Annotated in this window: 20 protein-coding genes, 1 pseudogene and 1 riboswitch; of the genes and pseudogenes, 8 read left to right on the forward strand and 13 right to left on the reverse strand. The window is 64.3% G+C overall.

Annotated features, from left to right (window positions below; genetic code table 11):
* A pseudogene (locus tag AB7F41_RS12250) lies at positions 1-113 on the forward strand (IS110 family transposase); the annotation flags it as partial.
* A 14-nt stretch (positions 114-127) separates the two neighbouring features.
* On the opposite strand, the gene AB7F41_RS12255 reads toward AB7F41_RS12250, so the two are convergent.
* The 5 genes from AB7F41_RS12255 to AB7F41_RS12275 all read right to left on the reverse strand — a co-directional run bounded on the left by AB7F41_RS12255 (position 128) and on the right by AB7F41_RS12275 (position 3,985).
* Positions 128-838, reverse strand: coding sequence for a sulfate transporter family protein (locus AB7F41_RS12255; RefSeq protein WP_428386035.1), 711 nt, complete (start codon positions 836-838; stop codon positions 128-130).
* 132 nt (positions 839-970) lie between these two features.
* The gene (locus AB7F41_RS12260) at positions 971-1,561 is read right to left on the reverse strand and encodes an SRPBCC family protein (protein ID WP_428406594.1); all 591 of its coding nucleotides are present in this window, start codon (positions 1,559-1,561) and stop codon (positions 971-973) included.
* A 62-nt stretch (positions 1,562-1,623) separates the two neighbouring features.
* Complete coding sequence (locus AB7F41_RS12265) at positions 1,624-2,310, reverse strand: 4'-phosphopantetheinyl transferase family protein (RefSeq protein WP_428386038.1); 687 nt, start codon at positions 2,308-2,310, stop codon at positions 1,624-1,626.
* A gap of 41 nt (positions 2,311-2,351) precedes the next feature.
* Positions 2,352-3,401 (reverse strand): NAD(P)/FAD-dependent oxidoreductase, encoded by a 1,050-nt coding sequence (locus AB7F41_RS12270; protein ID WP_428406595.1) that lies wholly within the window; start codon positions 3,399-3,401, stop codon positions 2,352-2,354.
* A gap of 194 nt (positions 3,402-3,595) precedes the next feature.
* A complete protein-coding gene (locus AB7F41_RS12275) occupies positions 3,596-3,985 on the reverse strand; it encodes a 2Fe-2S iron-sulfur cluster-binding protein (protein WP_428382473.1) in 390 nt (129 codons plus the stop codon).
* Positions 3,986-4,179: 194 nt separating this feature from the next.
* On the opposite strand from AB7F41_RS12275, the gene AB7F41_RS12280 reads away from it, so the two are divergent.
* Positions 4,180-4,986, forward strand: a complete 807-nt coding sequence (locus tag AB7F41_RS12280; RefSeq protein WP_428382471.1) for a methyltransferase domain-containing protein — start codon at positions 4,180-4,182, stop codon at positions 4,984-4,986.
* A 4-nt stretch (positions 4,987-4,990) separates the two neighbouring features.
* Here the strand turns inward: AB7F41_RS12280 and AB7F41_RS12285 are convergent, their stop codons facing one another.
* The 4 genes from AB7F41_RS12285 to AB7F41_RS12300 form a co-directional block, all read right to left on the reverse strand.
* The gene (locus tag AB7F41_RS12285) at positions 4,991-5,587 is read right to left on the reverse strand and encodes an ABC-type transport auxiliary lipoprotein family protein (protein ID WP_428382469.1); all 597 of its coding nucleotides are present in this window, start codon (positions 5,585-5,587) and stop codon (positions 4,991-4,993) included.
* Between the two features lie 95 nt (positions 5,588-5,682).
* Positions 5,683-6,588: an MlaD family protein gene (locus AB7F41_RS12290; protein WP_428382467.1), complete on the reverse strand. Its 906-nt coding sequence runs from the start codon at positions 6,586-6,588 to the stop codon at positions 5,683-5,685.
* Positions 6,589-6,595: 7 nt separating this feature from the next.
* Positions 6,596-7,426 (reverse strand): ABC transporter ATP-binding protein, encoded by an 831-nt coding sequence (locus AB7F41_RS12295; RefSeq protein ID WP_428382465.1) that lies wholly within the window; start codon positions 7,424-7,426, stop codon positions 6,596-6,598.
* 8 nt (positions 7,427-7,434) lie between these two features.
* A complete protein-coding gene (locus tag AB7F41_RS12300) occupies positions 7,435-8,583 on the reverse strand; it encodes an ABC transporter permease (protein ID WP_428382463.1) in 1,149 nt (382 codons plus the stop codon).
* A 232-nt stretch (positions 8,584-8,815) separates the two neighbouring features.
* Here AB7F41_RS12300 and dgcA point away from each other — a divergent pair, with 232 nt between their 5' ends.
* From dgcA to AB7F41_RS12330, 6 genes are all read left to right on the forward strand, one after another.
* Positions 8,816-9,799, forward strand: a complete 984-nt coding sequence (dgcA, locus tag AB7F41_RS12305) for an N-acetyl-D-Glu racemase DgcA (RefSeq protein WP_428382462.1) — start codon at positions 8,816-8,818, stop codon at positions 9,797-9,799.
* A 54-nt stretch (positions 9,800-9,853) separates the two neighbouring features.
* A riboswitch (Fluoride riboswitch) is annotated at positions 9,854-9,915 on the forward strand.
* The gene (locus tag AB7F41_RS12310) at positions 9,892-11,598 is read left to right on the forward strand and encodes an efflux transporter outer membrane subunit (RefSeq protein ID WP_428382460.1); all 1,707 of its coding nucleotides are present in this window, start codon (positions 9,892-9,894) and stop codon (positions 11,596-11,598) included. (Overlaps the previous riboswitch by 24 nt.)
* Positions 11,599-11,625: 27 nt before the next feature.
* A complete protein-coding gene (locus AB7F41_RS12315; RefSeq protein WP_428382458.1) occupies positions 11,626-12,816 on the forward strand; it encodes an HlyD family efflux transporter periplasmic adaptor subunit in 1,191 nt (396 codons plus the stop codon).
* Between the two features lie 118 nt (positions 12,817-12,934).
* Complete coding sequence (locus tag AB7F41_RS12320; protein ID WP_428382456.1) at positions 12,935-15,496, forward strand: plasma-membrane proton-efflux P-type ATPase; 2,562 nt, start codon at positions 12,935-12,937, stop codon at positions 15,494-15,496.
* 31 nt (positions 15,497-15,527) lie between these two features.
* Positions 15,528-16,376, forward strand: a complete 849-nt coding sequence (locus tag AB7F41_RS12325; protein WP_428382454.1) for a PPK2 family polyphosphate kinase — start codon at positions 15,528-15,530, stop codon at positions 16,374-16,376.
* Positions 16,373-17,800 carry an MFS transporter gene (locus tag AB7F41_RS12330; protein WP_428382453.1) on the forward strand — a complete coding sequence of 476 codons (1,428 nt, stop codon included), beginning with the start codon at positions 16,373-16,375 and terminating at the stop codon, positions 17,798-17,800. The genes AB7F41_RS12325 and AB7F41_RS12330 overlap by 4 nt, the downstream gene beginning before the upstream one ends.
* Positions 17,801-17,987: 187 nt before the next feature.
* Here the strand turns inward: AB7F41_RS12330 and AB7F41_RS12335 are convergent, their stop codons facing one another.
* Genes AB7F41_RS12335 through AB7F41_RS12350 form a run of 4 tightly spaced genes read right to left on the reverse strand, consistent with a single transcriptional unit; the run spans position 17,988 to position 21,612 of the window.
* On the reverse strand, positions 17,988-18,365 hold the full coding sequence (locus tag AB7F41_RS12335) for a cytochrome C oxidase subunit IV family protein (RefSeq protein ID WP_428382451.1): 378 nt from the start codon (positions 18,363-18,365) through the stop codon (positions 17,988-17,990).
* 22 nt (positions 18,366-18,387) lie between these two features.
* Positions 18,388-19,128, reverse strand: coding sequence for a heme-copper oxidase subunit III family protein (locus tag AB7F41_RS12340; RefSeq protein WP_428382449.1), 741 nt, complete (start codon positions 19,126-19,128; stop codon positions 18,388-18,390).
* Between the two features lie 10 nt (positions 19,129-19,138).
* Entirely contained in the window at positions 19,139-19,849 is a 711-nt protein-coding gene (locus AB7F41_RS12345) for a cytochrome c oxidase subunit 3 (protein ID WP_428382447.1), read from the reverse strand.
* Positions 19,846-21,612, reverse strand: a complete 1,767-nt coding sequence (locus AB7F41_RS12350; RefSeq protein WP_428382445.1) for a cytochrome c oxidase subunit I — start codon at positions 21,610-21,612, stop codon at positions 19,846-19,848. Before AB7F41_RS12350 ends, AB7F41_RS12345 begins: the two co-directional genes overlap by 4 nt.
* Positions 21,613-21,703 lie beyond the last annotated feature (91 nt).

The following is a 21,703-nucleotide window of genomic DNA, read 5'->3' on the forward strand; positions in this document are numbered from 1 at the left end:
CCGGAAAGCCCGCCAAAGTCGCCATCACCGCCGTAATGCGCAAGCTCGTCGTCCTTGCCAACGCCCTCCTACGAAAAAACCGTCCCTGGGCCGAAGACGCTCCTTGCGCATAACGGATACTCTAGCGTTACGGGCCTCGCCGATCGCCGGCCTGCGCCGTCTCCAACGGGACCCTTGGCGACAGCATCCGGTGGACCCGGGTCATGAAGGCGACCGCGAACAGCGGCGTCAGCACGTTCAGTCCCGGCGTCGCCACGAAAACGGCGATGAACAGTCCGGCGACGAAAAGCCGTGGCGCGTGACGACGACGCAATTCCTCCGATTGTTGCAGCGAACGAAAGCGCGTCGCCGCGAACAGAAAATATTCACGGCCGAACAGATAGGCGTTGGCGAGAAGAAACGCCGCCGCGTTGATTCCCGGCACGAAGAGCAGCAGCAGCGCGAAGAAGTTGACGATCGCCGAGACGCCGGCGAAGCGCAATCCCATGATGATCGCCTGGGTCGCCGGTATGGCGCGGCCGCGCTGTCCCGGCGGGTAAAGATCCGCTTCGACGTGATCGGCGAGGTCGTCAAGAAAGAGACCCGAGACGAGGACGGAGAGCGGCGCGATGAGAAACGCCATCAGAAAGAACAGTCCGGCGCCCGTCGCATAGGCCAGCGCCGTCTGCAGCCAGGGATGGTCGACCATCACGAAGGACATTGCGAGCTTGTCGAGGCCGACCCAGGCCAGCGCGAGCAGCAGAAAGGTCATCCCCAGACTTTTGAGAAGCACCGCGCGGAACGGCGGCGTCACGATCTGGCGCAGCGCCGCCAGGGCGGCGTCGAACATTTCGGTCATTGGGCGTCAATCATCGCGAGTGGATTTGCGGAGAGAGGGCGCGACGCGCGGCGCGCGCCGTGCACGCTCGTCTCATGCACATGGCGCCTTGCATCGCGCGGCGCAAGCGACGCCCGTCTCCGGCGGCCGGCGCTATTTGCTCAGGCGCGCGCCGAGATTTTCGAGGCCCTGCTCGAATCGTTGGCCGACCATCTTGTCGCGGTTCAGGACGAGGCACATCGCCTTGCTCGCCAGACCGGCCTTGCCGGACATGCTCCATACGACATGAGTCTTGCGCGCTACCGAGCCGCCGCCAAAACCCAAGGCGCGCGCCAGCCAGTGTCCTTCCGTCGCGGCCTCGCCCTCCGGCGCGAGAACGAAGCTCACGTCATGGATCGCCGCAATGGGTTTGCGCATGTCGAGCTTGAGATCGACGCGTTCGCCTGGCCGGCTGTCCACGATCGTCATGCGCCCGGCGCCGACGTTCTTGTCGCCGGACCATTCGAAAGTCGCGCCGGGGCCGGATGCGGGCCCTTCGTAACGGATTTCAGCGTTCGGATCGAGCTTCGCCCAAGGCGACCAGGATTCCCATTCATGCAGATTGTTGATCGCGGCGAAAACCTTGCGCGGCGACGCGTCAATGACCGCCTCGCGCCGAACCACGAAGTGATCCGGCTGAAGGTAGACGACCAACGCGAGCAAAGCCACGGCGCAGCCAATGACGACAAACAACAATCCGGTCATGAATCCCTCCAATGTGTGGGCGACGACAGCTCGCGACAGAACTAGCGCGCAGGGCTCAGGCTTCAAACGATGCGGGCCGCCTCAAGCAACGCGCCCGCGCGCATTTCCTCAATTCGGAAATTCGCGTCGCCGCCACGCGCCGCCGCGGAGATGAAAAAGCCGCCGCGCCGCCACTGCGCGACGCTGTAGCTCTCGCCGGACCCGCTGCTAACGGCGAGCGGCGACAGGTTGACGACAAAGCTGTCGAGACCGCCCGCCAACCCGCGCCCGTCGGCCTTCAGCACGGACTCCTTGAGCGTCCAGATCGCAAAAAACGCCTCGTTCTGCAAAACCGGGTCGCGCTGTCGGCGCACAACCTCCGCCTCTTCGGGCGCAAAGTAGCGTTCGGCGACCTTCAAGGCGTTGCGCGGTTTCGAATAGCACTCGACGTCGACGCCAATGTCGCGTCCTGACGCGATCGCCACGGCGGCCATGCCGCGCGTATGCGAGAGGCTGACGTCGACGTCCGTCAACGGCGAAAGCAGGAACGGCTTGCCGTGCGTCGTCGCGCCAAAACGCCAATCCGCCGGCGCGATCCCGGTCGCGCGAGCGCAGAGTCGCGCGCGCAGCAGCGCATGCGCGGCGACATAGGCGCGGCGGTCGGCGTCGAAGGCGAAACGCGCCGCCCGCGCCGCTTCGGCGTCGTCCAGCAGCGCAACGAGCGTCGGCCATGCGTCGGCGTCGATCGCCGCCACGTCGACGTAGAACACGTCAACGCAGGCGGACGTCGCTTGCGCGGCCGCGGCCGGCGTCAGGAGACTCCGAGCTTCTTTTGAAGGTTGGTCGAGGACGTCGTGTATTGGAACAGAAGCTTCTTGTCGGGGTGGACGTAACGATGCGCCTTCTGCGCAGCGAGCGCGGCCTCGTGGAAGCCCGAAAGAATGAGCTTCAATTTGCCGGGATAGTTATTGATGTCGCCGACGGCGAAAATCCCGGAATGGCTCGTCTCGAATTTCTCCGTGTCGACAGGAATGAGGTTTTCATTGAGCTGAAGACCCCAGTCGGCGACCGGACCAAGTTTCATGGTGAGGCCGAAGAACGGCATCAAGCGCTCGCAGTCGAGTTTCTCTTCGACGCCGTCATTGCCCTTGAGCGTGGCGCTCATCATCTCCCCGTCTTCGCCTTCGACGGTGGTGATCTGACCGAGTCGGAAGTCGATCTTGCCCGCCGCCACCAGCTCCTGCATCGCTGAGACCGAATGCGGCGCGGCGCGGAACTGGTCGCGACGATGCACGAGCGTGAGCTTTTTCGCCACCGGCTGCAGATTGAGCGTCCAGTCGAGCGCCGAGTCGCCGCCGCCAACGATCACGACATTCTTGTCGCGGAAGTCCTCCATGCGGCGCACGGCGTAAAACACCGACTTGCCTTCAAAGGATTCGATCTTCGGGATTGGCGGCTTTTTGGGCTGGAAGGATCCGCCGCCGGCGGCGACGAAGACGACCTTGGCGTGGAAAATCTTTCCCGAATCGGTGCTGAGACGAAATTCGGGTTTTTCCGCCGTGCCGAGCGGCGTCAGCGTCTCGACCATTTCATTGAAATGGAAGGTCGGATGAAACGGTTCGATCTGCTTGAGCAGATTGTCGGTCAGCTCCTGGCCGGTGCAGACCGGCAGGCCGGGAATGTCGTAGATCGGCTTTTCGGGATAGAGTTCCGAACACTGGCCGCCGGCGCGCGGCAGGATGTCGATGACATGCGCCTTGATGTCCAGCAGACCGAGTTCAAAGACCGAGAAAAGCCCCGCCGGACCCGCGCCGACGATGACGACATCGGTTTCGATCGCGGCTTCTTTAAGCTGGTTCATAGTCAATTCCCGACGACATGATCAAAGGCTTGGCGATCGAAAGAGGCCCTGCGCGGCGCTTGCGCCATAAGCCGCGCCCCCGGAAGCGCTTTGCGCGACCCGCGGGCCCCGCAATTTCGCAGCCTTTCCGGTTCGTCTATCGCATTTGTCGAAAGATTCAAACCCGCGCGGGGGCTGTCTGGAAGAATTGCGCGTCAGCCCTGCTGGGCGGGGGTCACGACAACCAGCCCGTCGAGCTCCGGTCGCACCGTGATCTGGCAGCAGAGCCGCGAATTCGGCTTCACGTCGAAGGCGAAGTCGAGCATGTCCTCCTCCATCTGCGACGCCTTGCCGGTCTTTTCGGCCCAGTTTTCATCGACATAGACGTGGCAGGTGGCGCAGGCGCAGGCGCCGCCGCATTCGGCGGCGATCTCGGGAATGTCGTTGCGGCGCGCCGTCTCCATCACCGTGGAGCCGACTTCCGCCTCCACGGTGCGGGCTTGACCCTGCGAGTCGACGAAGGTGATCTTGACCTTTGTCGGCGCGCCGCCCCCCGGCTCGGCGCCATAGCGGGTCGCAGCATCCTCAAAGCTCATCTTCGCCATGACGCGGTCTCTTCCTCATCCATGTCCAACGTTCGCGGCGCTTCCGAACCGCCGCGGGCGCGCCGCCGGAGGCTGCCTAAATTGTCGCCGTCCAGTTAGCACCCGACCGTTTACGACGCTAGTCCCTCCGGTCGCTCGCGACGCTAGGCCACATTCAAAATGAGCAAACGGCGAAAGCCGCGAGAGGCGCGCTTATGACGGACATCGCATTGAGCTTCCGCAACGCCGACGGCGCGATGCGGGCCGACCTTACGCATTGTCTCGATTTCATGAACGGGACGCCGTTTTTCAAGCGCTACAAGCAGGAGACCTGGGACGCGCTCCGGATATCGGGAAACAGCCGGATATTGGACGTCGCCTGCGGGGTCGGCTTCGACGTCATCGCGCTCGCGCGACGCTTCCCGCACGCCGACGTCTATGGGCTCGATCCCTCGCAAGGTTTTCTCGGCCTTGCGCGCGAGCGGGCGCTGGGACTTCCGAATGCGCGCTTCATCGGCGGCGATTCCCGCCATCTGCCCTTCGCCGACGGACAGTTCGACGGCGTCCGGATCGACCGATCCCTGCAGCACATCAGCGCGCCTCTCCAGGCGCTGCGCGAAATGGTCCGCGTGACGCGCAAGGGCGGCCGAATCGTCGTCGCCGAGCCCGACTGGGGAACGTTCTTCGTCTATAACGGCAATCTGGCGGCGGGCGCCAAGATCGCCGGACTTTGGGAACAGTCCTTCGCCAATCCCTATATCGGCAGAGAAATCGGCGCTTTGCTTCAGGCATGCGGCGTCGAGAGCCTTCGCTGCAGCGCGCATGCGCTCGCCGTCAGCAGCCTCGAGGCGGCAAATGTCATCTTCGACCTGACGCGCGTGACCGAAAACTGCGTCGAGGCGAATGTCTTGGCCCTCGACGAGGCGGAGGACTGGCGGGCCGCCGCCAAAACGGCCGCACGAAACGGCGCGTTTCTCGCGTGTCTGAACATCATGCTGTGGGATGGCTCAATCCCGCGATGAGCGCCTACATTCGGGCGCGCGTCCATTGTCCGATATGGAGCGCGATGCGCGCGGCGGCGTCGCTGAGCGTCTGCACCGCCGGCGAGCCGACGTGATAGGGCGCCGGCGCTTCTTCCACAAAGATGCGCGACGCCTTCGCCCGGCCGCTGCTCTGATCGACGAGCTGCACGGAAACCTTGATGACCGCCAGATTGCGGGCGATGTCGATCTCGAAGCGCTGCACGTCGGTCTGCAGTTTCATTGGCGCGCCCATGTCGGACGACGCCGAAAGACCGCTGCGCTGGAGCGCGTCGATCAAGCGGCGCTGAAAAAGACGCGGCAGCGACTCCGACCACTGGACGCCGGGGAGCACGGCGACGCTCTCATCGGCGGCGCGCACGACGATGCGATCCGAACCGGTGGGCGCGAGCGCCGAAGGCTCGGGCACGAAGATCGCCGGGCCGCTGCGCAGGGCGACGCCGCGCAAGGCGCCCGCCCCGGTCGTCAGATCGAAGGTCTCGCGCGGCGCCTGGGCGCAAGCCGCGACGAAGAGCGCGAGCGACACGCTCGCCGCCGCCCGCGCGGCTCTACGCTGCGTCGCCGTGGACGCCTTAAGTTTCATGCCGACCCGTCGCCCCATTTCGCCCGCGCGTCGACCCGGGCTCGTCGTCCTTCTAACCGATCCGCGCATCGCCTTAAAGCCACGCTTGGATCGTTCTAGTTGCCTTGATACTCCGGCACGGACTGGGACGGTCCGAAGATGAACTGCGATGGGTTTTTCTCGACCGAGCGCAGCGTGCGGTCGAATGTGCCGATCGCCTTCCGGCCGTCATCGGCAAGCTGTTCATACTGACGAAGCCCCGTCGCGGCGAATCGGTTGATGCGTTCCGACGCCCCGGCGATGTTGCTGGTGATCGCCTTGATCTGCTTGGGATCGATCGCCTTGATCGTCTTCTCGCCGGCCGCCAGCAGCTTGTCGAGCCGGGCCGCCGCCGGCTTCAACGATTGCGCGACGTCCGAAGCGTCGCGGATGAAAGTAGAGATCGAGTCGGAATTGTCGGCGAGCGTCTTGCTGAACGCTTCAGCGTTCTTGAGGGTCGCCGTGATGGTCGCGCCATTGTCGTCGATGAGCTTGTCGAGTTTCGTGAGCACTTCGGCGGCTTTCGTCGACAGATTTTGAACATTGCCAAGCAAGTTCTGGATTTCAGAGCGCTCGGCCTGAATTTGCGGATACCTCTGGCCATTCTGCGCCGTCAGCGGCTCCGCCCCCGGCGTGCCGCCGACCAGAAGCACGTCGGAGACGCCGGTGAAGCCGCGAGTCTCGAGGCGCGCGCGGGTGTCGGCCTTGACCGGCGTTCGGCTGTCGATCCTGACCAGCACGTCGACCTTGCTCGGATCCTGTTCGGAAATTCCAAGATGCGTGACTTCGCCGACCTTCACGCCGTTGAACAGCACCGAGGAGCCGCGGGACAGCCCGGAGACCGACCCGGTGAAGACAATCTGATACGTGTCCTGCCGGCCAAGCTGACTCGGTCCGGAAAACCAGTAGACGAAAAGAAAGGCGGCGACGGCGACCGCCAGCGTGAAAGCGCCGATCAAGGCGTAGTTGGCGCGCGTTTCCATGCTTCGTCTATGTGTCCTTCTGCTCAAGGCGCGCCGCCGACAGTCGGCCGCCGCGCACGCCGTGGAAGTAGGCTCTCAGCCACGGATGGTCGGACGCGAGCAAGGTTTCCAGCGGCCCTGCGGCGATGACCCGACCTTCGGCGAGCGCCGCCACCCTGTCGCAGATGGAATATAGGCTATCGAGGTCATGCGTCACCATGAACACGGTCAGCCCGAGAGTCTGCTGTAGCGTGCCGATCAGCTCGTCAAATTCGGCGGCGCTGATTGGATCGAGCCCAGATGTCGGCTCGTCCAGGAACAGAAGCTCGGGATCCAGCGCCAGGGCGCGCGCCAGGGCCGCGCGCTTCACCATGCCGCCCGATAATTCTGACGGAAATTTGTCCGCGGCGTCAGGACTGAGCCCGACGAGCTCAATCTTGAGCATCGCCAGCTCGTCCATCAGCCGTTCCGACAGCTCGCGCGTTTCGCGCATCGGCATCTGGATGTTCTGCTTCACCGTGAGTCCGGAAAACAGCGCTCCATTTTGAAACAGCACGCCCCACCGCTGTTCGAGCGCCCGCCGCTCGAGCGGCGGGAGCGCGGCGCGATCCTGCCCAAAAACCCGGATCGCGCCGCTCCGCGTCGGCACGAGTCCGAGGATGGCGCGGGTCAGCACCGATTTGCCCTGCCCGGACCCTCCGACGAAGCCGAGCACCTCACCCCGGTAAACGTCGAGGTTGAGCCCTTTCATGATGGTTTTGTCGCCAAAGCCGACGACGAGGTCGCGCACGCTGATGATGGCGTCGCGGTTCGGCCACGGCTGAGCGGCGTCCTTTGCGAAAGTCGAGGTGCTGGTCATCGCCCCGCTCAATAGTCGATCGCCGCGAAAAATACGGCGAACAATCCATCCATCACGATCACCATGAAGATGGATTTCACCACGGAGGACGTGACCTGGCGTCCCAGCGACTCGGCGGAGCCCTGCGTCGCAAGCCCGTCCATTGAGGCGATGAGCCCGATCACCAGCGCCATGAAGGGCGCTTTGATGATGCCCACGAGAAACGTATGCAGCGCGATCGCTTCCTTGAGCAGCGAGGCGAACGCCACCGGGCTTATCCCCCCATACCACCAAGACACCATCATGCCGCCGAAGAGCGCCGCGATGTCCGCGATGAATGTGAGGAGCGGCAGCGAGATCACCAGACCGAGCACGCGCGGCGCGATCAGCACTTCGGTGGGAGACAGTCCCATCACCAGCAGCGCGTCGATCTCCTCGCGCATCTTCATCGAGCCGAGTTCGGCGGTGATCGCCGAGCCCGAACGGCCGGCGATCATGATCGAAGTCAGCAGCACGCCGAGTTCGCGCAGAACCAGAATGCCGATCAGGCTGACCGAATAGCTGGAGGCGCCGAACTTCAGAAGCTGGAAAATGCCCTGCTGGGCGACGATGCCGCCGACCAGCACATTGATCAGAACGATGATCGGCACGCTGCGGAAGCCGACCAGCTCGATCTGCGCGACGAGCGATGTGAGCCTGAAGCGACGCGGATTGGCGGCCACATAAATCATCGACGCGACGAATTCGCCGAGAAACGCCACGCCGCGATAAAATTCGTGCAGCCCGTCGACGACCGACTCGCCGATGTCCGAGAGCAGCGAGAAAATCAAGTTGAATCGCGGCGGCGAAGGCTCAATGAAATCGCGATAATGCGTCTCTTCGAGCAGGGTCGAATATTCCGGACGCACATGTTCCAGCGCCACGGCGGTATTGCGCCGCGCGAGTTCGTGCCGCGCGCGATTGATCAGCCAAGCGCCAGCCGTGTCGAGTTGCGACACCTGGGAGAGATCCACGGCGACCGAGCGGTCGCGCCGCGCCTCCTCGACGATGCGGCGCCCTTCCGCCTCGAGACGCGACGAGGCGACGAGAGTCCAATCGCCAGACAACGCAAGACGAACGCCATCCGCGGACGACTGGCGCGAAACTGCGGGCGGATGCTGCATCGCCGCGACCGTCATCGGGCGTCGCTCCGCACTGGCGTCGATAATCGGCTCATTGATGGCGTCATCCTATCCGCCGATTGTGGCGCGTCGCCGACGCCGGCCGGCGCGAGGCCGCTTGCTAAAGAGGCCGCTTGCAAAGAGGCCGCTTGCAAAAACGTCATAACTTCGTGAATTGGCCTCAGCAAGCGCGTCTGCGCACATCGCCGCGCCGCCGCGCGGCGCGCAAGCGCGTGGCGTGAGGGAAGCCGTGACACGAAATTTGACTATAACTGTCGAGACTTATCCGATTGCAGGCCGCTTTGTGATCTCGCGCGGCGCCAAGACCGAAGCCGTCGTCGTGACCGCGACTTTGACCGAGAGCGGCGGCGTCGGCCGTGGCGAATGCGTGCCCTACGCCCGCTATGGCGAGAGCGTGGACAGCGTCGTCGCGACGATCGAAAGCGCCCGGGAGGCGCTCGAAGCCGGGGCCGACCGCGCCGCTCTGGAGCGCCTGCTGCCGGCGGGGGCGGCGCGCAACGCGCTCGATTGCGCGCTCTGGGACCTCGAGGCCAAGCGATCGGGAACCCCGGCCAGCGTCGTGGCGGGCTTTGAGGCGCTCGCGCCGCTGATGACCGCCTATACGATCTCGGTCGGAACGCCCGCCGAGATGCGCGCCGCCGCGGAAAAGGCCGCCGATCGGCCACTCCTGAAGATCAAGCTTGCCGGCGAAGGCGACGAGGCGCGCCTCGCCGCCGTGCGCGCGGGAGCGCCCGATTCGACCCTCATCGTCGACGCGAACGAATCCTGGGAGCCGGAAACCCTGTCCAGCCGCCTCGCCGCCTGCGCCGACTGCGGCGTCGCGCTGGTGGAGCAGCCTCTGGCCGCGGGCCGCGACGAAGCGCTGGCGGCTATCCCCCGCCGCGTGCCGGTTTGCGCCGACGAAAGCGTGCATGACCGGGCGTCGCTCGCGTCGCTGAAAGGCCGCTATGACGCGATCAACGTCAAACTCGACAAGACCGGCGGGCTCACCGAGGCGCTCGCCCTTGCGCGCGCCGCGCAAGAGATGGGATTCTCGATCATGGCGGGCTGCATGGTGGGCACGTCGCTCGCGATGGCGCCGGCCGTTCTCGTCGGGCAAATGGCGGTCTTCGTCGACCTCGACGGCCCTCTGCTCCTGGCCCGCGACCGCGCTCCCGGACTGATCTACGAAGGTTCGATTCTGCTGCCGCCGGCGCCTGAGCTCTGGGGATAGCGCGCCGGCCGCAAACTGGACTTATTGACCGCCCGCGCGGTCGTAAACTAAATTTCAACAGATGGGGATGGAGTTCCCCGATAACCGCCCAAATGGCTGATGACTCCTACGAACTCGCCGCCACGCTCCCCCGATCGCTGGCGCAGGGTAGGAGTGTCCTCTTGCATCGAGAGCCCGCAGCCCGTCGTGCGCCGTCCGGCCTGCGCCCCGGCAGCGGGATGATCGCCGCGTGGCGCGCCAGTGCGACGCGGCTCCGCGCGCGTCGCCGGGTCCTCTGCGCAGCCCCGATCGCGCTGATTCTCGCCGGCTGCGCGCCGACCGCACAGCAGGAACGCGCGCAGTTTCTCGGCGCGCCGGCCATGGAGCGCACGCTGGCCCGATCCGGGTTGAGAGTCGCCGACGCGACCGCCTGGCCGCGCGAAGAGTGGTGGCGCGCCTTCCGCAGCGCCGAGCTCGACGCCATCGTCGACAAGGCGCTGCGCGACAATCAGAGCCTGCGAAAGGCGGAAGACGCGCTGCGCGGCGCGGACGCGCTCGTGCAAGTCGCCGGCGCCCGGCTGCTGCCGGAGGTTCAAGCGACCTTCGGCATGCGGCAGTCGCGCAATCCGCTGCATGGCGTGGTCGCCTCCTACAATCCGGCGCAGGGCGGATTGGAGAAGACCATGGCCTTCATCAACCCGCTCGCCCTGACCTATGAGCTGGATTTCTGGCAGAAGAACCGCGCGCTGCTCGACGCGGCGATCGGCGAGTCGGCGGCGCAGGAGGCCGAACTCGAGCAGGCGCGGCTGCTGCTCACGACTTCGGTCTCGCGCGCCTATCTGCGCGGCTACGCGGCGGCGCGCCAGCTCGAGGTCGCGAAAGCCCTGACGCGCCTGCGCCGCGATCTGGTTTCGCTCGCTGACGCCCGCTATCGCACCGGGCTCGATTCATTGGACGTCGTGCAGACCGCCCGGGCCGATTACGAGAACGCCGTGCGGCGGGAAGCGGCCGCGCAGGCGCTTCTGACCCTGCAGAAGGATGCGCTCGCCCGACTGATGGGCGAGGGACCCGACGCCGCGCATGATCTTTATGGCGGCCGAAGAGGGGTCGCGCCGGCCACGCCGCCGCTGCCGAAAAGCCTGCCGATCGAACTGCTCGCCCATCGCCCCGATCTCGCCGCCGCGCTGCGCCGCGCCGAGGCGGCCGCGTCCCGCGTGCACGTCGCCAAGACGCTTTTTCTTCCCTCGATGGACCTTGCGATCACCGGCGGCTTCGAGGGATCGGTGACGTCGACGAAGATCAACAAGCTTGCGGGCTATCTCTTCGCCCCTTCGGCGATCGGCTATGCGGTCTCGCCTGGATTGCGCCTGCCCGTTTTTCAGGGAGGGAGGCTGAGCGGAAACCTCGAGGCCCAGCGCGCCGACTACGATCAGGCGGTCGACTCCTACAATGAGACGCTGCTGCAGGCGGCGCAGCAGGTCGCCGACGCCATCGCCAATCTCAAGCGCGCGCGCGCTGAATATGAAGCGCAGAGCCGCTATTCGCGCGTCGCGCGCGTGCAATATGATCTGGCGCAAACGCGCCTGCGCGACGGGATGAAGGATCGCCGCGAGATCGTCGCCCAGCGCGCCGATCTGCTCGAATCCGGCTTCGCGCAGCGCGCGCTCGAAGGCGACAGGCTCGTCGCCGCCGTGGATCTTTATCAGGCCCTCGGCGGCGGTTATGCCCAGGGTCCGCCGCCGATGGCGCCGAAGCCGGAGCCGGAAAACGATTCGCTGACGCCAGCCGTCGATCTGATTCAGTCGCTTGGCGGCGGCTGAAAAGCATAGAAGAACGCGAACCCATCGATGGCGCTGTCCCGCAAAAGCATCCGCTCCCGCAGAGAGTTTCTGCTCAAGATCGTCATTGCGGCGGTCGTCGTCGGCGCGCTGATCGCGCTCTCGCGATGGTTTTTTTATGATCGCGGCTGGGTGACGACGGACAACGCCTTCGTCACCGGCAACATCATTCCGGTCAAGGCCGACGCCACGGGAGTCGTCGCCGCCGTGCTCGCCGAAGAAACGCAGTTCGTAAAGAAGGGCGACGTGCTTGTCCGCCTCGACGGCCAACGCGCAAAAGCGGCGCTCGCGCAAGCCGAGGCCGACATCGGCCGCGCCGTTCGATCCGTCGGCGCGCTTTACGCCCAACGCCGCCAGGTCTGCCAGAAGACCGTCTCGCGGGCGGCGCTGCGTGACAAAACGCGCCATGATCTCGCGAGATACAAGCAGGCGACGCAAAGCGGCGCCGCCTCCCGGCAGCTGCTGCAGAACACCGAGGACCAGCTCGCCGCGCTCGAAGCCGATCTGCGCGAGGCGCAGGCCGAATATCAGGCGATCGAAGCGCGCGTGGTCGGCGTGACGCGGATGAACCATCCCGACGTCGAAGCCGCGAAAGCCAAATACAACGACGCCTATATCGAGTTCGCGCGCCAGAATATTCGCGCGCCAGCCGCCGGCTATGTCGCAAAGCGCCGCGTCCAGGTCGGCGACCGGGTGCGCCCTGGAGATTCGATTCTCAACATCGTGCCGCTCGATCATCTCTGGGTCGAAGCGAATCTCTGGGAGAACAGAATGGCCAGAGTCCGCCCCGGGCAGCCGGCGATCATCAAGGTCGATCTCTATGGATCGGACCAGATCTACACCGGCGAAGTGGTGGGGCTCGTGCCTGGCTCCGGCGCGGTGTTCGCGACGCTGCCGCCGGATAATGCGACGGGCAATTTCATCCGAATCGTCCAGCGCGTTCCGGTGCGCATCGCCCTGCGCGCCGACGAACTCGAGAAGCAGCCCTTGCGTCCCGGTCTGTCGGCGGTCGCATCGATCGACGTCTCCGGCCCGCTGCAATCGCCGAATCGCTCCATCGTGAAGACGACGACCAACGAATATCTGACGAACGTTTACGACAAGGATCTCGCTGAGGCGAAGGCGCGCGCAGATCGGATCGTAAAGGACAACGCCGCCGGCGCTGCGGATGACGGCGGCGCCTGCGCCGCGGCCGAATAGCGCGCAAGGTTAATTTCAATTCCCACACGCCTTTTTTGGCGTCTCTATTGGCGAGGCCAGAATCAGGCCGTAACATCCCGTCCCGATTTTTATAAGTATCTGAGCGGGGAGACCGAAAATGCCGGACGTCAGCGCCAAATCTCCGGCGGGCCAATCTTCGTTGAACCTTTCTCTCGATCCCACTCAGGTCAAAATCGCGCAGCGGCTTGAGACGCTGAAAACGAGCGAGGACGGCCTGACGACAGCCGAAGCGTCGAGCCGCCTCGCCGAATATGGCCCCAACGCGATAGAGGACACGACGGAAAGCAAATGGCGCCGGCTGCTCAGCTATTTTTGGGGGCCTCTCCCCTTTCTGATCGAAGCCGCGGCCGTCATCTCCGCTGTTCGGCGCGACTGGCCGGATTTCGGCGTCGTGACCGGACTGCTCCTCTACAACGCCGTCGTCGGCTTTTGGCAGGACAACAAGGCGGCGAATGCGCTGGCGGCGCTCAAGAAGAACCTCGCGCCCCGCGCCCGCGTCCTGCGCGACGGCGCATGGACGACAATTCCCGCCGCCGAACTCACGCAGGGGGATATCGTCAGCGTCGCCGCCGGCCAGATCGTGCCGGCGGATCTCCTGCTGATCGAAGGCGACTATTTGAGCTGCGATCAGGCGGCGCTGACCGGCGAATCGCTGCCCGTCTCGAAGAAGATCGGCGACGACGCCTATTCCGGCGCAATCGCCAAGCAGGGCGCGATGACCGGCGTCGTCACGGCGACGGGCGATCGCACCTTTTTCGGACGCACCGCGAAGCTCGTCGGGGCCGCCGGCGCCGTTTCGCATTCGCAGCGCGCCGTGACCCAGGTCGGCGATTTTCTCCTGTTGCTGGCGTTCCTGCTCGCGCTGGTCCTTGTCGGCGCGCAGCTCTATCGTGAAGTCATCGCGCCGGATGAATGGAACTGGAATCGGGTCGGCTCGATCGCCCAATATGTTCTGGTGCTGCTGATCGCATCGATTCCGGTCGCGCTGCCGGCGGTCATGTCGGTGACCATGGCGATCGGCGCCTATGCGCTCTCCCTACAGAAGGCGATCGTTTCGCGCCTGAGCGCGATCGAAGAACTCGCCGGCGTCGACGTGCTGTGCAGCGACAAGACCGGCACGCTGACGATGAACAAGCTCACCGTGCAGAGCGCCATTCCCTATGGAACGTTCAAGAGCGACGATGCGCTGCTCTTCGCCGCGCTTGCGACGCAAAAAAGCAGCGAAGACGCGATCGACCTCGCGGTGATGGCGGCGCTGCCGGCGCATGATGCGCTCGACGGCTACAAGCAAAAGGCGTTCACGCCGTTCGATCCGGTCAGCAAACGCACGATCTCGACCGTCGCCGACAGCGCCGGCGGCATCCGCCATTACGCAAAGGGCGCGCCGCAGGCGATTTCCGCGCTCGTGCGACCCGACTCGCAGACGCTGCAGCGCTATCAGAACGACGTGGCCGCGCTCGCCGCGAAAGGCCAGCGGGCGCTGGGCGTCGCCATGTCGGAAGACGGCGCGAAATGGTCGCTCGTCGGACTGATTTCGCTCATGGATCCGCCGCGGCCCGACGCCAAGGCGACGATCGCCGAAGCGCGCGCGCTCGGACTCTCGGTCAAGATGGTGACAGGCGACGACGTCGCCATCGGCGACGAGATCGCCGCGCAGCTCGGCATGGGCTCGCATCTTCTCGTCGCGAGCGACGTGTTCAAGGACGCGGCGAAGGGAGGCTCTCTGTCGGGCGGCGTCGTCGACGCGGTGGAGCGCGCCGACGGGTTCGGCCGGGTGTTCCCCGAGCACAAATATGAGATCGTCAAAGCGCTCCAGTCCGCCGGCCATATCGTCGCGATGACGGGCGACGGCGTGAACGACGCGCCCGCGCTGAAACAGGCGGATTGCGGCATCGCCGTCAGCGGCGCGACCGACGCGGCGCGTAGCGCCGCTGCGCTGATTCTGACGGCCCCGGGGCTTTCGACCATCGTCAACGCGATCCGCGTCTCGCGACAGATTTTTCAGCGCATCGAAAGCTACATCTATTACCGGATCGCCATGACGCTCGACATCATGATCGTCGTCGTCGCGTCGATCGTGTTCTTCGAATATCAGCCGCTGACCGCGATCATGATCGTCGCGCTCGCGCTCCTCGACGATATTCCGATCATGACCATCGCATACGACAATGTGCCCGTCGCGCCGCAGCCGGTGAAATGGGACATGCACCGCATCTTCATATTCGCGTCGCTGATGGGACTGATCGCGGTCGCCGAGACATTCGGATTTTTGCTGATCGGCATGCGCTGGGCGCTCGACGACGGGCTGCAGTCGATGATCCCGATCGACCCGAGGCAACTTCAAACGCTGCTGTTCTTGCAGCTCGCCGTCGGCGGCCACCTGCTGCTTTTCAGCGTGCGGACGAAACGCGCGATTTTCGCGCCGCCCTATCCGAGCGCCAGGCTGTTCTGGGCGATCGTGGCGACGCAGGTCGTCGCCGTGCTGCTCTGCCTCTATGGCGTCGGCGTCGAAGCCGTTCCTGGCGTCGCGATCGTCGGCGTGTGGGTTTATTGCCTGCTCTGGGTCATTGTCGCCGAGATTGTGAAGATCATTTACTGGCGCGTGGCGGGCCGACGCGAGAAGCATTTGGCGGCCGGCCGCGCCGCTCTCGCAGGTTGAATGCGGGCGCCGGACGAAGGGAGCTGCGCCAATGAAATTCGCCAAGAAGTTTCGAATCGAACCTGGCTCGGACGTCGATCTCGGATCGATCGATCCGGGCTTTCATGGCGACCATGCGAATGGCGCCGAAGCGGCTCAGGAATTGCAGAGCAATTTGACGCGCATCACCGAACTGCAGCGGAAACTTTACGCCGACCGCACGCATTCTCTGCTGATCGTCCTGCAGGGCATCGACAGCGCCGGAAAGGACGGCACGTGCTGGCATGTGATCAGCGCCATGGACCCGCAGGGCGTTCAAGTGACGGGATTCAAGCAGCCGACGCCCGAAGAGCAAGAACATGATTTTTTGTGGCGCATCCATCCGCATGCGCCGCGACGCGGCTTCGTATCGATCTTCAACCGCTCGCATTACGAAGACGTGCTCGTCGTGCGCGTGCATAAGCTCGCGCCAAAGGACATCTGGAAGCCGCGCTATGATTTCATCAATGAATGGGAAAAGCTGCTCACGGTCGAGAACAAGACGACGATTCTGAAGTTCTTCCTGTACATCTCCAAAGAGGAGCAGCTCAAGCGCTTCAAGGAGCGGCTCGACGATCCGGCGCACCAATGGAAGATCAGCGCGAGCGACTATTCCGAGCGCGAGAAATGGGACGACTACATCAAGGCCTTCGAGGCGGCGCTGTCGCGCTGCTCGACCGAACATGCGCCCTGGTTCGTCATCCCGTCGAACCACAAATGGTTCCGCAACCTCGCGGTCTCCAGCATTCTTGCCGACACGCTCGACGATCTTGATCTGAAGATGCCGAAGCCGACCGTGGACATCGAAGAGATTCGCAAACTCTATCATCAAGCCAAAGAGGAAAAGGGCAAGACGAAGTGACGGCGGCGTCGCCGCACGCCGCCTCGGTGTTTTCGGCGCTCGACGAAGCGCCGATGACATGGCGTCATTACGCCTATTGGCTCGCGGCCAGCGGCGGCGCGTTTCTCGACGGCTTCTCGGTGTCGGGGCTGGGCGTCGCGCTGCCGCTGCTCAAGCGCGACTTTCCGATCAGTCCGCTTTTCGTCGGCCTCATCGGTTCGGCGCTGGTTCTCGGCGCCGTCGCAGGATCGGCGCTCGGCGGCGTCGGCGCCGACAAATTCGGCCGCAAACGCGTATTCATCGCCGACATGGCGATCATTGCGCTGGCGTGCTTCATCGGCGCCGCGGCGCCTAACGCCCGCGTCATTCTGCTGTCGCAGTTTCTGCTCGGCCTGGGCGTCGGCATCGATTTTCCGACGAGCGGCTCCTATGTGTCGGAGCTGATGCCGCGCGCGGCGCGCAGCAGAATGACGGTCGCGACGATCGCCTTGCAGTCGGTGGGCATGGCCGCTGCGGCGGTCGCCGGACTCGCCATATTGAAGCTGCGCCCATCGACCGAAGACTGGCGGCTGCTGATCGGCGCCGGCGGCGTCATCGCCCTGCTCTTTCTGGCCGCACGCCTATGGACGCCGGAAAGCGTGCGCTGGCTGGCGACGAAGGGGCGAATCGGCGAGGCGATGGCGCTGCTCAAGACCTTGACCAAAGAGTTCGGCGAAGGCCCTGTGAGGATCAGCGCCGCAACGGCCCATATCGTCGCGTCGAAACCGAAGGCGACGCCGCACGACCAGGACGTCGGCTACTCGACCCTGTTCACCGCATCCTATCGCGCGCGCACCATGCTCGTCTCGCTGCCGTGGATGCTGATGGACGTCGCGACATATGGCGTCGGCCTGTTCACGCCCGTGATCCTCGGCGCCATGCATCTCAGCGGCGGCCAATCGGGTCCGCTCGCCGCCGATTTCACCGATGCGGAAGGCAGCGCCGTCGTCGACGCTTTTCTCGTCATCGGCTTCGTGGCGAGCCTCTGGGCGGTTCCGCGCTACGGGCGGATCACCATGCAGGTCGCGGGCTTCAGCGGCATGGCCCTCGGCATGATGCTGCTGCTGTTCGCCGCAATGGCGGTTAATGGCGCAAACGCCCATATCGCCTTCGTCATCGTGGGCTTCATGCTCTTCAACTTCGCGATGAACGCCGGACCGAACGCCACCACGTTCACCCTCGCGCCGACGCTTTTTCCGACGGCGATCCGCGCCTCGGCGAGCGGCTTCGCAGCGGCGAGCGCCAAGGTCGGCGCCGCATTCGGCACCTTCGTCGTGCCGCAGCTGCAGGACGCCTGGGGGCTCGTCGGCGTCGTCTCCGTGATGATCGCCGTCAGCGTCGCCGGACTGATGACGACGGCCGGCCTCGCGCATGCGGTCAATGAGGAAGGCGCGCTCGAGGAATAGGCGAACGCGCCTATTGGAAGTGTGTGACCAGCGTCCAGGCGCCAAGGAAAATCATCATCACCAGGCAAAGCGCCGAGAGCACGATGAGAATCGCTTTGTTGGCGACGCGCTGATCGTTTCCTCTCATTTCGCTGCACTCCGACGAAGCGCGCCTGTGACATGCCTTCCAGCGGAAGCGGCGCGCGCGTTATCCGAAGAAGAATTCGCGCAGGAATCTGGTGTAGTCGCCTTCCCACGCCATCATCGCCATCAGCACGAGAACCGCCATCGGCGGCGCCAGAATCGCCACGACCAGCGCCAGCCGCTCCCAGGCCATGTGCATGAAGACGGCGACGATGAGCCCCGCCTTGAGCATCATGAACACAATGATCAGGAACCAGCGCAGATAGCCCTGAACGTCGAAATAATCGACGAGATAGGAGCAGGCGCTCAGCACAAAGAGCAGCACCCAGACCGTGAGGTAGAGCTTGATGGGATGCTGCTGGCCATGCACGTGCGCCGCGGGTTGCGCCGCTTGCGCGACATGGGCATGGCCATGCGTCGTATTTTCCGTCGTCGCCGTCATTCTTTTCCCCCGGTCGGAGACGTCACCACAGATAGAAGAATGCGAAGATGAAGACCCAGACGAGATCCACGAAGTGCCAATACAGGCCCATGATCTCGACGTTCTCATATCGGCCCCTGCGGCTCGTGAAGAACCCGCGCCGCCCGACGTCATAGTCGCCGCGCCAGACGACGCGGGCGATGATGAGCAGGAAAATCACGCCGACCGACACGTGGAAGCCGTGAAAGCCGGTGATCATGAAAAAGCTCGAGCCGAACTGCGCGGCGCCGAAAGGATTGCCCCAGGGCCGCACGCCTTCGTGAATGAGCTTGGTCCATTCGAACGCCTGCATGCCGACGAAGGCCGCGCCGAAGAAAGCCGTCACCAGCATCAGGATCGCCGCCTTCTTGCGCTCGCGCGCATAGGCGTAGTTGACGGCCATCGCCATGGTGCCCGAACTCGTAATGAGATCGAAGGTCATGATGGCGATCAGGATCAGGGGAATCTTCTTGCCGCCGATGTCGAGCGCGAAGATTTCGCTCGGATGCGGCCATTCCACCGTCGTGGACATGCGCACCGTCATGTAGGAAATCAGAAAGCAACTGAAGACGAAGGTGTCGCTGACGAGGAAGATCCACATCATCGCCTTGCCCCAGGAGGCGGTCTTGAAGGAGCGCTGGTCCGAAGACCAGTCGGCGACAACGCCGAGCAGCTTGCTCCGCAGCGTTTGATCGGTCGGGACATGCTCCGCGGTCACGGTGACTCCCTCCAGCTCCGCCGTCATGGTGACTCCCCTACGAAAGCAGCCGCCGGCAGATGACGCCAAATCCGTCGGCCCAGCCGATCAGCATGGCGAACATCAGCAACCAGACGAACAGCAGAAAATGCCAATAGATGGCGCAGAGCTCGACGCTCGTCGTCAACGCTTTGGTGACGCGCGTCGCGCCGCGCGCCCGGTCGGTCGTTCGCGCGAGCGCCACCAGACCGCCGATGAGATGCAGCGCATGCGCGCCGGTCAGCAGATAGAAGAACGCGTTGGCGGCGTTGCTCGAAGCGAAGAATCGCAGATCGAGAAGTTCGCGCCACGCCCAGATCTGGCCGATGAGGAAAAACCCCGCGGTCGCGGCGCCAATGAGCAGCGCCGTCTTGACCCGCTCAATGTCGGCGCGCCGCGCGGCGACGAGCGCAAACTGCAGCGCGACGCTGCTCGCCGCGAGAAGAAACGTGTTGAACCAGAGGACGCGGGGAATCGGCGGCATCTGCCAGTCGGGCGAATCGCCGCGCATGAAGAAGGCCGCCGCGAGCAGCGAGAACAGGCATCCGGCGACGGCGAGAAAGATCGCCAGCGCCACTTTCGTGGCGGGCGGCGGCTCGGTCCCGGCGGAGCGCCGATAGGTCGTGATCTCGCCTTCCTCAAGCCAGGGCGACTCCATGACGCCCTGACGCGCCAGCCACAGGATCGCAAGAGAGAAGATGAGGATGAAGAAGAGCCCCATGACGCTCATGTCGCATGCTCCCCCGTCAAAGGCGGCGCATTCTGCGGCAGGTAGTCGTCAGGCGCGCCGGGCACGCTGTAGGCGTACGGCCAGCGATAAACGATCGGGAGATGCGGACCCCAATTGCCGTGGCCCGGCGGCGTCTCCGGCGTCTGCCATTCGAGCGAGGCCGCGCGCCACGGATTGCCGCCCGCCGGCGCGCCATATTTCAGGCTCCTGAACAGATTGTAGAAGAAGATCGACTGCGCGAAGCCGACCACCAGGGCCACGATGGTGATGACAATGTTGAGCGTCGCCGCCGACGCCGGAACGAAGGCGGTTTCACCCATTTCGTAGAAGCGCCGCGGCATGCCGAGCACGCCGAGATAGTGCATCGGAAAGAAGATCGCATAAGCGCCGAGGAAGGTGATCCAGAAGTGAATCTTGCCGAGCCGCTCATCCATCATCCGGCCAGTGATTTTCGGATACCAGTGATAGATGGCGCCAAAGATGACGAGCACCGGCGCGATGCCCATCACCATGTGGAAATGCGCCACGACGAACAGCGTCGCCGACAGCGGCACGTCGACGATGACGTTGCCGAGATAGAGGCCGGTAATGCCGCCATTGACGAAGGTGACGAGGAAGCCGAGCGCGAACAGCATCGGCGTCGTGAAGTGGATGTCGGCGTGCCAGAGCGTCAGCACCCAATTGTACACTTTCAGCGCCGTCGGCACCGCGATCGCCAGCGTCGTCACCGCGAAGAAGAACCCGAACCACGGGTCCATGCCGCTGATGTACATGTGGTGACCCCAGACCACCATGCTGAGCACGCCGATGGCGATGATCGCCCAGACCATCATCCGGTAGCCGAAGATGTTCTTGCGCGCATGCACGCTGATGAGATCGGAGACGATCCCGAAGGCCGGCAGCGCGACGATATAGACTTCGGGATGGCCGAAAAACCAGAACAGGTGCTGGAACAGGATCGGGCTGCCGCCGACATGGTCCCTGTGCTCGCCGAGTTCGACGATCGACGGCACGAAGAAGCTCGTGCCGAGCGTGCGGTCGAACAGCAGCATGACGCAGGCGACGAAGAGACCGGGAAAGGCGAGAAGCGCCATCACGGCGGCGGCGAAAATGCCCCAAACCGTCAGCGGCATGCGCATCAGCGTCATGCCGCGCGTGCGCGCCTGCAGCACCGTCACGACATAATTCAATCCGCCCATCGTAAAGCCGACGATGAACAGGATCAAAGAGACGAGCATCAGAATGATGCCCCATTCATGCCCCGGCGTGCCGGTCAGGATCGATTGCGGCGGATAGAGCGTCCAGCCGGCGCCGGTCGGTCCGCCGGGGAAGAAATAGCTCGACACGAGAACGAGGGTCGCGATCAGATAGACCCAATAGCTGAGCATATTGACGTAAGGGAACACCATGTCCCGCGCGCCGACCATCAAGGGAATGAGATAATTGCCGAAGCCGCCGAGGAAGATCGCGGTCAGCATGTAAACGACCATGATCATGCCATGCATGGTCACGGACTGATAATAGACTTCCGCGTCGATGAACGGGATCGCGCCGGGGAACGCAAGCTGCAGCCGGATCACCCATGAAAGCACCAGGGCCAGAATGCCGATGGTGATGGCCGTGCCGGCGTATTGGATGGCGATGACCTTGGCGTCCTGGCTGAACACATATTTCGTGATCCAGCTGTGAGCGTGATACAGCTCGACGTCTTCCACCTCCGCCGGCGGCGGCGCGACGTTCTGTGGTACGCTGGCGTCGGTCATCAAACGATCCTCCCTTCGCCTCCGTCGCGCTGCCGGCGACTGACCTCTAGCGCCGCCTCGGCGGCGCTTCGTGGACGGCGATAAATGTGAA

It is taken from the genome of Methylocystis sp. (assembly GCF_050251305.1).
In the GTDB taxonomy this organism is placed as follows: Bacteria; Pseudomonadota; Alphaproteobacteria; order Rhizobiales; family Beijerinckiaceae; genus Methylocystis.